Consider the following 14,088-nt stretch of genomic DNA (forward strand, 5'->3'; position numbering starts at 1 on the left):
TTCGGGGTTTTCTTGCTTTACAGCACGATTAGTTTTTTGGTCACATTGGATAAGTTCTCTCGGCCGTTGGGGGACAGGTAGAGCACGTCTTCAATGCGGATGCCGAATTTGTCCGGCAAATAGATACCAGGCTCCATAGAGGTCACATTGCCGGTTTGGTACACATCCCCGCTGCGGGGCGAGGCGTTATAACCTTCGTGTATTTCCAGCCCCACGCCGTGCCCCAGGGAGTGGCGGAAATATTGCGCCTTATCCTCCGCTGCCAGTACATCGTAGGCCGCTTGGTACACCTCTTTGCAGGGCACGCCGGCGTGCAGCGCCTGAATACCTGCCAGCTGCGCGCGGAGCACCAGGTCATAAGCCGCCTGCATTTCTGCAGTGGCGCTGCCCACGGCCACTGTGCGGGTCATATCCGAATGGTAGCCCCGGTAGGTGGCGCCAAAGTCAAACAGCACAAAGTCGCCCTTTTGCACCTCCCGATTCTCCGGCACACCGTGTGGCATGGAGGTATGGGCGCCGGTCAGGAGAATGGTGTCAAAACTGACGCCGTCCGAGCCGCCCAGCGCCATTAGATAGTCAAACCGGGCAGCCAGTTCCTTTTCCGTTTTGCCGGGCTTTACATCGTTAAGAAGCTCTAAAAACGCCTTTTCCGCAATGCGGTTGGCGGTTTTCATTAGATCGATCTCCCACGGCTCTTTTACATTGCGCAGATCCATCACACCGTTGCCGACAGGGCGCAATTCGCCGCTGAAAATGCCTTGCAGCTGCGTGTACTGCCGGTAAGCAATGGTACGGTCCTCAAACAGCAAAATCTTGCAGTCGATTTTTGCCAGCAGGGCGTTCAGTTCGTCCCAAAAGCCGGTGGTAATCTCCGTCACCTGCACGTCGGTGTCCGCCGCGTGGAGCCGGGCGGTCTCCGTATAGCGAGAGTCTACCAGCTGGTACACAGCCGTTGGCGTCACCAAAATCATGCCCTCGCTGGGGGAAAAGCCGCACACATAGTGCATATTGGCTTCATCCAGCAGCAGCAACGCGTCTGCACCGGCCGTTTTTACATAATTCATCATTTTTTTCGTATGCATAATATCACCTACACAATAGGATAGCACAGATTTTTTACTTGTCAATTCCAAATTTTTGTCTTATTTGTTTCTTTAGTATTGACAAGGCGGGCGGGGGTGTGCTATCGTTCCTTTGTAACAAAATCTTATCACTTCCGGGGGTAGTTATGGAAAAGTATTTGATCAATCCCAACCAGCGGATCGCCACCATCAGCAAGGACATTTACGGCCATTTCAGCGAGCATTTGGGTCGCTGCATTTATGACGGCATTTTTGTAGGCAAAGACTCTAAAATTCCCAACGTGAACGGTATGCGCACCGATGTGGTCACGGCGCTGAAAGACATGGGCATTCCTGTGCTGCGCTGGCCCGGCGGCTGCTTTGCCGACGAGTACCACTGGACGGACGGTATCGGCGAACAGAAGGATCGTAAAAAGATGATCAACACCCACTGGGGCGGTGTGGTGGAGGACAACTCCTTTGGCACCCACGAGTATTTTGAGCTCATCCGCCAGCTGGGGTGTGACGCTTATGTAAACGGCAATGTAGGCTCCGGCTCCGTGCGGGAGATGAACGAGTGGGTCGAATATATGACCTTTGACGGCGTATCACCTATGGCGGACCTGCGGAAAAAGAATGGTGCCGATAAGCCCTGGAAGCTGCGCTACTTTGGCGTTGGCAACGAGAGCTGGGGCTGCGGCGGCCACATGAACGGCGATTACTATGCGGACGAGTTCCGCCGCTACAACACTTATGTGCGGGATTATACTGCCGGTGAGCATATTTACCGTGTGGCCTGCGGTCCCAATGCTTTTGACTTCAAATGGACGGAGCAGGTGATGCGCAAGGTGCCCGGCCAGGCGGACGGTCTGTCGCTCCACTACTACACCGTACCTTATAATTGGGATCACAAAGGCTCTGCCACAGAGTTTAATTTGAAAGATTATGACCGTACGGTGGCCAAGGCCTACCGTATGGAGGAGCTGGTTCGCCGCCATACAGAGATTATGAATGCCCTGGACCCCCAAAAGCGGGTGGATCTGATCGTAGACGAATGGGGTACCTGGTTTGATGTGGAACCGGGCACCAATCCGGGCTTTCTGTACCAACTAAACACCATGCGAGACGCTATGGTGGCTGCGCTGACTTTGAATATTTTCAACAAGCACGCTGACCGGGTACAGATGGCGAATATTGCGCAGACGGTGAATGTACTGCAAGCAGTGATCCTAACCGAAGGGGACAAGATGGTGTTGACCCCCACATACCATGTGTTTAAGATGTATAAGGACCACCAACAAAACACATTGATCGGCTCCTACCTTACCAACAGCAATACCGTAGAGTGCGAGGAGTGCAGTGCACCCCAGATGATCGAGTCCGCCTCTGTGGACGAGAACGGCGCCATTTACGCCACGGTCACCAACATCAGCGCCACCAAAAAGGCCAAGATCAAGTGTCAGATCGCCGATACCAAAGTTTCTACCTTACATGCCGAAATTCTTACCGGAGATATGCACGACAAAAATGACTTTTCCAACCCGGGCGCGGTTCAGGTGCGTCCCTTTGACGGTGTACGTAAGCTGTCCGATGGTTTTGTAGCTGAACTGCCCCCTTGCAGTGTAGTAAAGTTCGTTATAAACGAAAAATAATGGAGGAGCTTTGCAAACGCTGTCTGCTGTATGAGGCAGGGGAACGAGCAGCCTATACACAGGTGCAAGCATATTTGGAAACCGTGCCACCGGAAGAACTGGCAAGTCCGATTGTGCGGAACAGTCGCCTAAGCCAATGCCGTCATTGCGACCAGCTGATCGCCGGTATGTGTCGCAAATGTGGCTGCTATGTGGAGGTTCGCGCAGCACTGAAAGACAGTACTTGCCCCCATACAGAGGGCAGAATGTGGTGATTCACGCCGACTTGAACGAATTCAGGTCGGCTTTTTCTATGGGCTGCTTGAATGAAACGCCTTTTCCTTGCCCATACTTTGGGTATGAGATTTTATGAAAAGAGCGGACGATGGCTGCAAGCTCTATGGGGCGCGTTCTGCGTTGTGGCTGTCCTATTGGCCCTTTGCCAGTTGCTGCAGATCAGCGAGGATTTATGGAATCATCCATGGAGCAGCATAGCTGCAACCTTTGCCAGACAGGCGGAAAAAATGGCGCCTTATTTAATTGCCTTTGCTTTGCCGTATCATCTGTTACCAGGGAGTCGCACCAAGTGCGGGGTGTGGAGCGCCCTGAGTTACGGCCTGTTTACTGCTTTGTTTACCGCTGTTACGAACAGCGAACCAGGATTACTGTGGCCGATCCTGTTGGGTCTGGCGACGGTGCTATGCGTAGATAGAGTAGGGGAGAAGCAAGGGCTATTGCTGCTGCCCGTGATGACGCTGGCGCTTGCCGGTCTCTTGGGTGCTGCGCACGGTTATTATGAGAATGCGCTCCTGTGGCTGCTGGGTAAGCTAGGGAGTAGTACCGCCGTTTCCGGCGTAGTCTTCGGCGTCTTGAATACACTTTTGCGCCCGTTGTCCGGGGCGTTTGAACAGCCGGTGTATCTGCACAGCGCCGGTGGCGCCGTGTGGTTGGACGACCAGATCTTAACCGGCGCCAAGAACATTTTTGCCGCCAAGCCGGATAGTTTGGCAACCGCGCTATTTTTGTCCGGCAAAGGGCTGCAACTGTTCTTGTTGCCCGGGTTTGCATTAACTCTGGCCGACTGCGGCAAGACGCGCAGCAAAGCCGCACTGGCGCTGTTCATCGCCGGGTGTGTACTCAGCGGTCATACGGAACTTTTTACCTTATTTTTGGCGCTGGAAAGTCCGTTTTTGCTGCTGGCCTTTGCCGGACTGACCGGCGGATGCTATTTGGTGTCTGTGCTGCTGGGTCTCCACTGGGGATTTTTGCAGAATGGGGGAATCGTGGAGTTTCTCCTGCACAACAGCAGCGGCGCACTGCCGTATCTTTTGGGCGTGACATTTTGCGTGCTGGCATATTTTGTCAGCCGGTACACCGTGGTACGCTACGGCATTGCGGAACACAGCTGCGTTTGGCTGCCGAAAGATCTGCGCCCACTGGTACAGGAACTGGGCGGTCTACAAAACATTCTTGCCATTGAAAATGATGGTGTGCAGGTGCGCAATAGCAAGCGAGTAAACACTTTGCTCCTGGAGGGAGAACTGAAGGAAGATCGCTTTATAACCGATGATCCGCAGATACAGACACTAAAAGAATATCTGCTGTAAAGAATTTGATCTAAACAGAAAACAGCATATAAACGCCTTATCCACAGGAAAAACGCTTTTCCATTTGAAAGGTCAGTCGGTGGCAGAAGATTCATACTCAAAAAAGAAAATCGCAAAAGGCACCGATGTGGTACCTTTTGCGATTTTCATATTGTTCAGAACAGGGGCTTGCATTTTTCTTTTGAATTTGCTATAATTATACAAAATTAATATTCTGCCCTCATAAAATGCACAAAAGGGGAGAGCCTTGCGGCTCTGCCCCTCGTGTGTCAGTTGGTCGTTATCGGAATAGGATTTCAAACTTCCAGCTGATCTTTTTGATTGCCCTGCCTGCCAGCAGGGCTTTTATTATTGCCCGGAACACTCTTTTCACCTCCTTGCAGTCCCAGGTAGCGAACTTGAAATTGGCAAGCGTGCGTGCGCTGTCGCTCGTCGCTTGCATAGTCCGTTGGAAGTAGGCCGGGTGCGGCAAGTCAAGGGAGAAAAGCAAAAAGTCTGCAACAAGGCATAAGGAAGAGTTTTTGCGTACCCTTTACTTGTCGTACCAGGTCTGCTATATAACACAAAAGCACCCCCTCCTGGGGGTGCTTTTTTTATTATTCGGTTGTTATTTTAATCGTGCGTAGCAAAATGCAGCTATTAGCATTGATATAAAAATTGCTAAAGCCTTCATTATTCACTTCCTTTCACTGTTTTCTCATATACCTGATGATTTCATCATCTGGTATCCCTAATACGGATATTGCTTTTTTTATAGTCTCTAATGTGGTCTTGTCCTCGTCTTTCTCTATTCGTTGGTACTGTCTTGCTGAAATGCCTATCATTTCTGCCGTCTGTTCTTGTGTGTATCCTTTGTTTTGTCTGTATTCCTTTAGCATTTTAATCACCGTATATATTCTCTCATATTGATTTAATGTGCACCACGACACTGTATGTCGTTTATTTTGAATTTTCTATTGACATTTGATGTCGTGTCTGTTAATAATGAATTGTAACGACACGATGTGTCGTACTGCTGGAGTGATCCAGTACATGGCCGCCTCCGGGGAAGCCCCTATCTTCCCCGGGTGTTCGGCTTAGGAGGTGGTTTTATCCTTAGTCAGTATGATATAGAAACTGTAAAGGCGTTGCGTGATAGGGAGTGTTACCGTCTTGCACTTGATATGTGCATTGACTTGTATAGTGACCTTTCGGTTACGCATGAAGTGGCTTTTAAGTTTCTGAGTGATAATGGCTTGCTTACTCATTGTTATAGGGACTTTGAGTTAGTACAGTTACAAGATAATGCCGAAAAGTGGCAATCAATTCTTAATTCATTCGATTTTGGAGGTTGTAAAAATGGTAGCAACGATTAAAGGACAGTTCCTGGAGCAGGGTACATTTAACCGAAAGACCGGCGAAACGGTCGCGTATAGTGAGGTTTTGTGTGAGGATAATACGGTGGTGCAAATCAACGACTATATCCCGCCTGCCGGTACAAAGAAGTTTGATCCGGTCAATATCCGGGTAAAAATTCATTCAACAAAATTCGGCTTGCTGATCCGTAACGCGGATAAGTAATATACCACCATAGTAAAGGAAGTGTCAGCAGTGAAACAGAAAGTAACCCCTTTCCTCTCCGTCCTGCTGGCACTTTCTTTTCTTATGCCTGCCGCTCTGTTTGCAAAGCCGATAGAAGCCCAGGCGGCACAATTTACTGCTAGTCCTACTTATGTCCGTGTAAGTGATGATAACGCATATAATAGTAAAACTTCGACTTGGACTTTTGGTGGGGACGGTAATAATAATAATCCTATTCCTGTTACGGATATTACATGGGGACGTCAACAAAACTGCGCTATGGTATCTACGATTGCGTTTTGTGGCACGACTTCTAAAAAGGTAGATGCGGGCGATACTATTAATGTTAAAGCCCAAATTTCCCTTTATGATTATGATGATGCTGGGTACAATATGTACTTTTGTATTTTCAATTCTGCGGGTAAACAGCTGATTACTCCGCGGCTGATGGATAAGTCCGGGTCTCGTAACTTCAAGCTATCTGTGAAGATTGCTAATGATGTTGAAGGGTATTTTGGCTTTATATCTGGAAAACTGACTTATGATTCATCAAGTGGAAGTTCTCATGTATTTACTGCTCGTATTATTAATTGGAATGTAGAATGTGAGCCTGGTGAAGTAGGCTTTTGGAACGCAGTAAAAGAAGCCCTTACCAATGTGCTTACTTGGCTTAAAGAAATTCGTGATAAGATTGTAAATGGTTTTAATGATCTTGGTAAATTGATTTCTAATCAGTTTTCCAATCTTGTTAAAAATGTACAGTCTATGATTGATAGTGTCAATAAGTGGCTGTCAGACACCTTGGATAATATCAAGCAGTTTATGTCCAATGTAGGCAAGTGGTTTACAAACCTTGGTAATTCTATATCCGGCTTTTTTGAAAAGCTGTGGAATAGGATATGGTGGGGTAATGAGAACGGAGAGAGTGAGTATGTAAAGCCGACGATCAGCAATAAGTTGCTTGATATTCTCGCCACTCTCCAGGATTACCAAGAGAAGCTAAAATCTACTATTGACACTATCGGCTCCGCTGCCAGTGATGTAGCAAACTATATCTCTGCTGGTACTTCCTTTGTCAATGGTGTTGTGGGTGTAACCGGTGCCGGATTTACTGCACTCATTGTCTTTGGTATCGTCTTTGTCCTGGTGCGAAAGGTGGTAGGTCGGTGAAGTACATTATTGATTATATTATCGTCTTTACGGACTGGCTTATTACCGCCATTAAAGATATTTTACTGCTCTTGTGGAACGTAATATTGATCGTGGTGGAAGCAGGGAAGTTTTTAATCTCCGTAGTTACTTCACTTCCCGCTTTGGTTACTGTGCCTGCTGTGGCTTTGGTCGTTGCTTGTGTTCTGTATAAAGTCCTCGGTCGAGAGGGGGGAGAAGCAAGCTAATGGAAGATCTTGCAAGCCTGTTTGGTCAAGGCTTTTCTATACTGTGGAATGCAAAACTTCTTGGTATGCCTATTATGTTTTGGTTTGTTCTTGTAGCCATATTTGGTATTATCGGTAGTTTTTTGAAAGGTAAGAAAGAATGAAAAAGAAGTTAGTTTTTATCGTATCTCTGCTGCTTGCACTGTCTATACCGTCAGTAGCCTATGCAGAGGAATACGGAAATACATATCCGGCTTATGTGCCGGTGTCGGGAGGTGCGTATATTGAGGTTCAGTGTGCCCTTGGGCGTGGGACGCTTGTCTTTGCGCGTGAGTACAAAGACGGTTATTTTGGCTTTTACGGCAGTGGCTATAGCCCTGCTAATATATCGCGTAGTACCATCAATGGCACCTACTATACGGCAGCTGGTGCAAAATATAATGCAAGGGTAAATGCAATGGGTGAAGCCCAGTATTATCGTGAGACAAGTACACGGTATGAATGGACAAACCTTAATGTCTCTAAAATCTATAATACTAATGTGAAGTTTGAGGACTTTAAAGATGATCGTGCTAATATCATTGATTTGTTTTCTTATGATCCTGTTACTTATCTCTGGCTGGCTTGTACTGTCGTTATAATCCTGCTGCTGATGTATATTGCTTGGAGGAGTTCTTGTGATTGAGTATTTTACTAAATTGATAGGGGAGTGTCCCAGCTATCTTTATGGCGTGGTGTATGTACTCTCTTTCTTCTTGGTCGTTTTTGGCCTGTATGTCATATTGACATTGATAAAAGTGTTTTTCAGTCCTTTTTTTAAGGGTTAGTGAGGTGATAATATATGCCCTTGTCTGTGATTGCTATGGAAGTAACTTCCGCTGCTGACGCTATTACGGAGTTTACTTCTGTTTTTACCAAAGCCTGGACTTTTTTGACCGGAAATTGGTACTTTCTCGCTTTAATTTGCGTGCCCTTGGGTGCTTTGCTTCTTTCTACAATTCTGGGCTTTATTCGGAGTAGAACCTAATGGTTGCCGAATGTTTTAACAAAGCCATTGAATTTATAACAATAACAGCTGAAGCTTGGTTTTCTCTTGTTATTGATGAGTGGCCGTTGTTCCCTTGGTTCCTGCTTGGCTTTGCTGGGTTCTTGCTTTTGGTGGTACTTCGTTTCGTACTCCGAAAGGTGTATAGATAATGTTATATAACACATTTGATGATACTATTATGGAGCCTATCGGCTGGCTGTTTGAAGTGCTTAGTGGTGTGCTATATTTGCCGTTCCAATTCAATGAAGATACGATAATTGCCGGACTGATCGTCATTACACCGATCGCAGCCGGTGCCTTGTGTTTGATCATTGATTGGGTCTTTGATGTCCGGGATGAGTTCAGTAACTTCCACCGCTTGGAAGATTATACTTCTTCATTTCGGCAGCACTTCCAGCGCTATGGCCGACCTCGGCAGAGTAGGGTAGACCTCAAAGCATTAAAGGAATACCAAGACTATAAGCATAATCAAGCTATGGAGTTGCAAGAAAAGAAGCACGCATATACTCATGACTATCTGCAACAGCAGATGGCGCATACAAAAATCAAAAACGCTATGCAAACGGAGCAGTCTACGCGCTTCTCCCAAAACATAGATAAGTTGAAAAACTATCAAGAATACAAGTTTGGTAAACAGCAGGAAGCACTAAATTTCTTCCAGTCGGTGGCTGCTCAGTATCAAAATCATAGTAGTTCTCCGGCTGCGCTTCACGGCGGTTCTGCTTTGCCTGCCGTTCCTGCTTCGTACAAACCGAAAAGGGTCAATGGCGCTCCTGTTCCTCCCGGTAACCACCCTGAGTTGGATATTGAGGTGGATTGAGCACATGACATACAGAGACTATAAAGAAAGGAGAAAATGCAATGCCTGTTATTCTTGCTGATACTGGTGCCGCAGGTGGCGTGAGTCTTGCTACTCTTGATACGCTGATCACTGGCATTAAATCGGCTATTGCTTGGATCTTTAGCTTGTTTGCTCGGATCGTTAGCACGATCTCTACAAACGATTTGCTGCTGTATCCTGTGCTGCTGTGTATGGTGATTGCAGCTGTTACGCTTGCAATCCGCATTGTTCGTAAGTTTGGTATGAAGTCCCGCCGGTCTTAACCCGTGAGGGCGGCTTGTCCGCCTCCGGGTTGGACCGTATCAGTATTTAGAAAGGAGTTAATATATGCCTGTTTCTGCTGCATTGACCGCAGCGATTACTACAAGTGACATTTTCAGCAGTATGACTACTGTCTTTGAGCTGCTGATGGATCAGTTTACCACGACTGTATCTACGATCACAAGTAATCCTTTGCTGTTCGTGCCTGTCCTCTGCGGATTTGGCGGTGGCCTAATTATGGCCGGCGTTAAAGTCGTTCGTAAGCTGGGCGTGCGCGGTATGGGCGGTCGGCGCCGCCGCCGCGGTTAAATCTTAAATATAGGCGTGGTAGGGGCACGCCTTATTTTTTTTGGAGTGATTAACTTATGGAATTTATTAAAACGCTGTTTCAGCTGTTCAATTACCTTTTTCAATCCGCTTTTGTATTTTCCCCTTTTATACTTCTTTTTACTTCCTTGGGTGTGCTTCTCGTCCTTTCTGCGGCTCTACAATCATTTTTTAGGGGGTACTACAAGAAGTGAATTTGTTTAATAAGAAAATCGCCAAACATAGCTTAGAGCCTTATTGTGTGATCGTTACAGGCGATAGGGGAGTAGGTAAGTCTACTTTGTTCGCTCTTATTGTAGAAGCAGCTAAGAAAGAGGGCTTGGATGTATTCTGTCAATTCCCTTATAAAGATTGTTACCAAATCCCACTTACATATATCACTAAGAAAGGCTATACCTACTTGGATATAGATAAACAGTGGCTATACTCTCACGACTTTAACCACTGTGTACTCTTAATTGATGAAGCTAAAACCGTTTGGCCTGCTCGTGGCTATGCTGATTGGACAATGCAAGATGAACAGTTCTTTAACTTCCTCCGTAAAAATGATATTCATTTATTCGCTGCTACACAAGCGTATGATGGTCTTGACCTTAATGTAAAGCGTGCTGCTGATGAAGTGTGGTATCTCACCCAGTTCTTTTGGCATTTTACACATATCGAATCAAGCCATACAACACTCTGTAAGGTCGCAGATAAACAAACCGAGGTGCAAGGCCGTATGTTTAAAAAAGGTATGAGAAAAGTAGCCTGGGATGTCTGTGAAGTACCTTTGAAAAACTTCTTGTTTTGGCGTAAGAGTTATTATGGTAGCTTCATTTCCAACTTTGTATTTGGAGAAAAGCCAAAGCCGCAGCTGGAAAGCTGGAACGATACGCCAGTGTTCAAATCTCTTTAAGTCTTATAATATAGTAAGATTATACTAGATTATAAGATGTCTATTTTATTTCTCTTGTCTATTGCTCAAATAAGAACCAAATAGGGGGTGTTTTTTATGGAGCGGAAGGTACCTAAACGCAGGATAGAAAAGATAGTTATAAGCGGTAATGTGATAGAATATTACAGGTATCAGAAGCCCCTAAATGTAGAACCGCGTGAGCATGATATAGAAAAGAATAGAGAGACCTCGGAGGGAAAAAGAGATCGGAATTTATACCGTGCCCGTGCTGATCTACGCCGGGCGATATGGTGCAATACAACAGATTATACTAAGTTTGTGACACTTACATATAAAGATACAGTTTTAGATCAAGATCAAGTTTTATATGATTGGAAGCAATTTATTAAAAATTTAAGACGAAAAGGATATAAAGTCCCTTATGTTTACATTACGGAGCACCAAAAGAAAAGGGGACTAAAAGAAGGCAATGAAGGGTGCTTGCATATTCACGCTGTGCTTTTCACAGATGACTTTATCAGCGCTGATGTGATTAACGCCTGCTGGGGTAAAGGTCGTACAGAGATTAAAGCACTTCGGTCAATCAAAAACCTTGGCGCTTATGTCTGCAAATATCTAACAAAAGAAGAGTTTGACCTTTACCATAAACATAGCTACCACTTGTCGCGCGGTTTGAAAAAGCCGGAGGTGCTGACAACTGATGGCTATATAGGTCAGTGGCGTGATATGTACTCGAATATTCACGAAAATACAAAAGTAATTTATAGCAACGCAACGGAATTTGTTTACGCCGGAGCAGATGGCAGTATTCAATCAAATACCATTCTTTATGAGCAGGGTATATTTAAGTAGGGTTGACTATAGGTGAAAATAATGCTATAATTATACAAAATTAATATTTTGTATAATTCAGGGGAGTTGATACAGTGAAAAAAGCGGAATTTGGGCAATTACCCATGCCCGTACAGGACTATCTGTTGTATTTGGAGGCCATCAAAGGTCATAGCGAATTATCGGTGATCGAATATGCGTCGGATTTGCGCACCTTCTTTCGCTACCTTGCCAAGGAAAAAAATCTGTATCCGCCTGACACGCCGGACGATCAAATGGATCTACGACAAATCAATATGGACTTTATCAAGACCATTACACTGAGCGACGCCTACCAGTTCTTAATCTACTGCAAGAACCAACGCGGCAACGCGGAAGCCACCCGTGCGCGGCGTGTGATCGCCATACGGCGCTTTTTTATCTATTTAACGGACAACCGGCACTTGCTGGAGGAAAATCCAATGAAAGTGCTGGACGCGCCGAAAACAAAAAAAGCCCTTCCAAAGTACATGACCTTGGAAGAAGCACGCCATTTATTATCCGTTGTAGACGGCAAACACAAAGAGCGGGATTACGCCATTTTGACCTTACTTCTGAACTGCGGTATGCGACTGAGCGAGTTGGTGTCCATTGATTATAATGATATAAAATCAAACGATACATTGGTGATCACCGGTAAAGGCAACAAGGAGCGCACCGTGTACTTAAACGATGCTTGCAAAACCGCCGTTACGGCCTATATGCGGGTGCGGCCGCACGACGGTGTAAAGGACAAAGCTTTATTTCTAAGCAGCCGCAACCAGCGGATCAGCCCCAAGACGGTACAACACATGGTGTACGCTTATTTGGACAAGGCCGGGCTGGGCGATCGAGGCTTGTCCGTGCATAAGCTGCGCCATACGGCAGCCACACTGATGTACCAAAATGGACATGTGGATCTGCTGCTGCTTAAAGAGATTCTGGGCCATGAAAACCTGGGTACTACGGAAATCTATACCCACATCAGCGACGACGCAGCCAAGGCCGCCATTGAGGCCAATCCCCTTGCCGATCTTAATGCGCCTAAATCGAGATCACAGAACTGAACAAACTGGTCAGCCCTGCATTACATAAGGCGGCCAACGCCACGAAAGCGGCGGAAATCAGATATTTTTTTAAATAATCCCGCACCTGAATTTCAGCGGGGGACTCCCCTGTTGCATCGTCTCGCTTGACGGACAGGTGAAAGATGGACTTGGACATATCGGTGCTGATTTTAATGGTGAGCATGACCACCGTCAGCAAAATAGAGGCCGCCGGAATCACCATCAGCACGCAAAACAGCACACCTTTCAGGCGAAAAGTCATATAATAGTAGCACACCTGCATACCAAAAGCAAAGCCGCAAGTCATGGGCACAAAATGAATTAGCGGAAAGCCGATCATACAAAAGCCCAAAAAGACCGTTACCAAAAATATACTGAAATACAAACAAAAATCATTGAGAAACAGCTGTAAAAAGCGGTTCTCCCCTACTCTCAGCAGTGCGTTGACTGTGTCGGAGCGAATTTGACGGTACAGTACGCTGCCCAACGCTAACCCGCAGGTGTAAAATACCAGGGAATAGATGTAAGTTCTATGGGTCTCCCAGCGAAATGCGCGCAGCTCATCCGAAAACGCCGCCGCCAGGTCCCGCTTCTCCCGAGGCTCGCTCATAAGTGCACCCGCTTGTTGCTGACAACTGCCAGCGCAGCGCACACCGGCATACCCAGCAGGCGCAGTACCAATAAACCAGCGCCGGAAGGTGCCATACAGTAGTGTATCACCATTAGGACCATTGCAGGCACAATGGCAGCCAATGCCAATGGCAAGCGGCTGTTTTTCACCCCGCGAAGCGCCCATTTTGCAATGAGAAAGGCACAGAGAAAGTCGATCGCCGCACAGATATACGCGATCAGCTTAAAGTCCAGATCCAGTTTGTACACCACCAGTGCCCCTAAAGCGCAGCAAACACCAAAGCAGCACACGGTGGCCGCCGTAACACGAAGCAGATAAAGCAGCAATACGGTTTTTGTTTTGCCTACCTGAATTTTTGGCATACCATCACCCTCGCTATACCGTATGCGCCGCAAGTAAGGAATAGAACGAAAAAAGGACTGCTCTTTGAGCAGTCCTTTTTATAAGTGTGCTTATTTCTCGATTTTTTCCTCTGCCTCTTTGGCGGTGTCGGATTTCTCAGTCAAAGCATCGTCCTTATTCTTTTTGTTCTTCTTATTCTTGGCAGCTTCTCTGGCAGCTTCCACTTCCTTCTGGTGCTGCTCGGCTTTGGTCTTGTTGGTATTCACAGCCCAGCGCTGGATCCGCATTTTGTTGCGATCAGCACCGGTCTCAATGATCAGATCCTCCTCGCGAATGGTGACCACTTTACCCACAATACCGCCGATGGTGATGATCTCATCGCCAATCTCCAAAGAAGAACGCATCTCCTGCTCTTCCTTCTGGCGCTTTTTCTGGGGACGGATCATGGTAAAGTACATCAGTACCACCATCACCAGCATCAAGATGATAAAGCTGTACTGGCTGGCGCCGCCCTTACCGGAAGCGCTGGCGCCGGCTGCGGCCTGTAACAAAATAAAGTTCATTTTAATTCCTCCTGAACATAGTACGA

18 protein-coding genes are annotated in these 14,088 nt (G+C 46.6%); 14 read left to right on the forward strand and 4 right to left on the reverse strand.

What is annotated here, in order from left to right; all coding sequences use genetic code 11:
- Positions 1–17 precede the first annotated feature (17 nt).
- The gene (locus tag OGM59_03900) at positions 18–1,082 is read right to left on the reverse strand and encodes an aminopeptidase P family protein (protein ID UYI91610.1); all 1,065 of its coding nucleotides are present in this window, start codon (positions 1,080–1,082) and stop codon (positions 18–20) included.
- 146 nt (positions 1,083–1,228) lie between these two features.
- On the opposite strand from OGM59_03900, the gene OGM59_03905 reads away from it, so the two are divergent.
- The 14 genes from OGM59_03905 (at position 1,229) to OGM59_03970 (ending at position 12,526) form a co-directional block, all read left to right on the forward strand.
- Positions 1,229–2,713 carry an alpha-N-arabinofuranosidase gene (locus OGM59_03905; GenBank protein ID UYI91611.1) on the forward strand — a complete coding sequence of 495 codons (1,485 nt, stop codon included), beginning with the start codon at positions 1,229–1,231 and terminating at the stop codon, positions 2,711–2,713.
- Positions 2,713–2,967, forward strand: a complete 255-nt coding sequence (locus tag OGM59_03910) for a DUF6171 family protein (GenBank protein UYI91612.1) — start codon at positions 2,713–2,715, stop codon at positions 2,965–2,967. Before OGM59_03905 ends, OGM59_03910 begins: the two co-directional genes overlap by 1 nt.
- A 249-nt stretch (positions 2,968–3,216) precedes the next feature.
- A complete protein-coding gene (locus tag OGM59_03915) occupies positions 3,217–4,299 on the forward strand; it encodes a hypothetical protein (protein ID UYI91613.1) in 1,083 nt (360 codons plus the stop codon).
- 1,338 nt (positions 4,300–5,637) lie between these two features.
- Positions 5,638–5,859, forward strand: a complete 222-nt coding sequence (locus tag OGM59_03920; GenBank protein ID UYI91614.1) for a hypothetical protein — start codon at positions 5,638–5,640, stop codon at positions 5,857–5,859.
- Between the two features lie 30 nt (positions 5,860–5,889).
- Positions 5,890–7,029, forward strand: a complete 1,140-nt coding sequence (locus OGM59_03925) for a hypothetical protein (protein UYI91615.1) — start codon at positions 5,890–5,892, stop codon at positions 7,027–7,029.
- On the forward strand, positions 7,026–7,256 hold the full coding sequence (locus tag OGM59_03930) for a hypothetical protein (GenBank protein ID UYI91616.1): 231 nt from the start codon (positions 7,026–7,028) through the stop codon (positions 7,254–7,256). The genes OGM59_03925 and OGM59_03930 overlap by 4 nt, the downstream gene beginning before the upstream one ends.
- Entirely contained in the window at positions 7,256–7,399 is a 144-nt protein-coding gene (locus OGM59_03935) for a hypothetical protein (protein ID UYI91617.1), read from the forward strand. Before OGM59_03930 ends, OGM59_03935 begins: the two co-directional genes overlap by 1 nt.
- Positions 7,396–7,920, forward strand: coding sequence for a hypothetical protein (locus OGM59_03940; GenBank protein ID UYI91618.1), 525 nt, complete (start codon positions 7,396–7,398; stop codon positions 7,918–7,920). The genes OGM59_03935 and OGM59_03940 overlap by 4 nt, the downstream gene beginning before the upstream one ends.
- Before the next feature lie 511 nt (positions 7,921–8,431).
- A complete protein-coding gene (locus tag OGM59_03945) occupies positions 8,432–9,103 on the forward strand; it encodes a hypothetical protein (protein ID UYI91619.1) in 672 nt (223 codons plus the stop codon).
- A gap of 41 nt (positions 9,104–9,144) precedes the next feature.
- The gene (locus tag OGM59_03950; GenBank protein UYI91620.1) at positions 9,145–9,387 is read left to right on the forward strand and encodes a hypothetical protein; all 243 of its coding nucleotides are present in this window, start codon (positions 9,145–9,147) and stop codon (positions 9,385–9,387) included.
- Positions 9,388–9,508: 121 nt separating this feature from the next.
- On the forward strand, positions 9,509–9,694 hold the full coding sequence (locus OGM59_03955; GenBank protein ID UYI91621.1) for a hypothetical protein: 186 nt from the start codon (positions 9,509–9,511) through the stop codon (positions 9,692–9,694).
- A 208-nt stretch (positions 9,695–9,902) separates the two neighbouring features.
- The gene (locus OGM59_03960) at positions 9,903–10,610 is read left to right on the forward strand and encodes an ATP-binding protein (GenBank protein ID UYI91622.1); all 708 of its coding nucleotides are present in this window, start codon (positions 9,903–9,905) and stop codon (positions 10,608–10,610) included.
- Positions 10,611–10,706: 96 nt separating this feature from the next.
- A complete protein-coding gene (locus OGM59_03965) occupies positions 10,707–11,462 on the forward strand; it encodes a hypothetical protein (GenBank protein ID UYI91623.1) in 756 nt (251 codons plus the stop codon).
- Positions 11,463–11,536: 74 nt separating this feature from the next.
- Positions 11,537–12,526, forward strand: coding sequence for a tyrosine-type recombinase/integrase (locus OGM59_03970; GenBank protein ID UYI91624.1), 990 nt, complete (start codon positions 11,537–11,539; stop codon positions 12,524–12,526).
- On the opposite strand, the gene OGM59_03975 is transcribed toward OGM59_03970, so the two are convergent.
- The 3 genes from OGM59_03975 to yajC form a co-directional block, all read right to left on the reverse strand.
- Positions 12,504–13,136 (reverse strand): stage II sporulation protein M, encoded by a 633-nt coding sequence (locus OGM59_03975; protein ID UYI91625.1) that lies wholly within the window; start codon positions 13,134–13,136, stop codon positions 12,504–12,506. The two genes, OGM59_03970 and OGM59_03975, sit on opposite strands and share 23 nt — an antisense overlap.
- Positions 13,133–13,519, reverse strand: a complete 387-nt coding sequence (locus tag OGM59_03980) for a hypothetical protein (GenBank protein ID UYI91626.1) — start codon at positions 13,517–13,519, stop codon at positions 13,133–13,135. The genes OGM59_03975 and OGM59_03980 overlap by 4 nt, the downstream gene beginning before the upstream one ends.
- 90 nt (positions 13,520–13,609) lie before the next feature.
- On the reverse strand, positions 13,610–14,062 hold the full coding sequence (yajC, locus tag OGM59_03985) for a preprotein translocase subunit YajC (GenBank protein ID UYI91627.1): 453 nt from the start codon (positions 14,060–14,062) through the stop codon (positions 13,610–13,612).
- Positions 14,063–14,088 lie beyond the last annotated feature (26 nt).

It is taken from the genome of Oscillospiraceae bacterium, from assembly GCA_025757685.1.
In the GTDB taxonomy this organism is placed as follows: Bacteria; Bacillota; Clostridia; order Oscillospirales; family Acutalibacteraceae; genus CAG-217.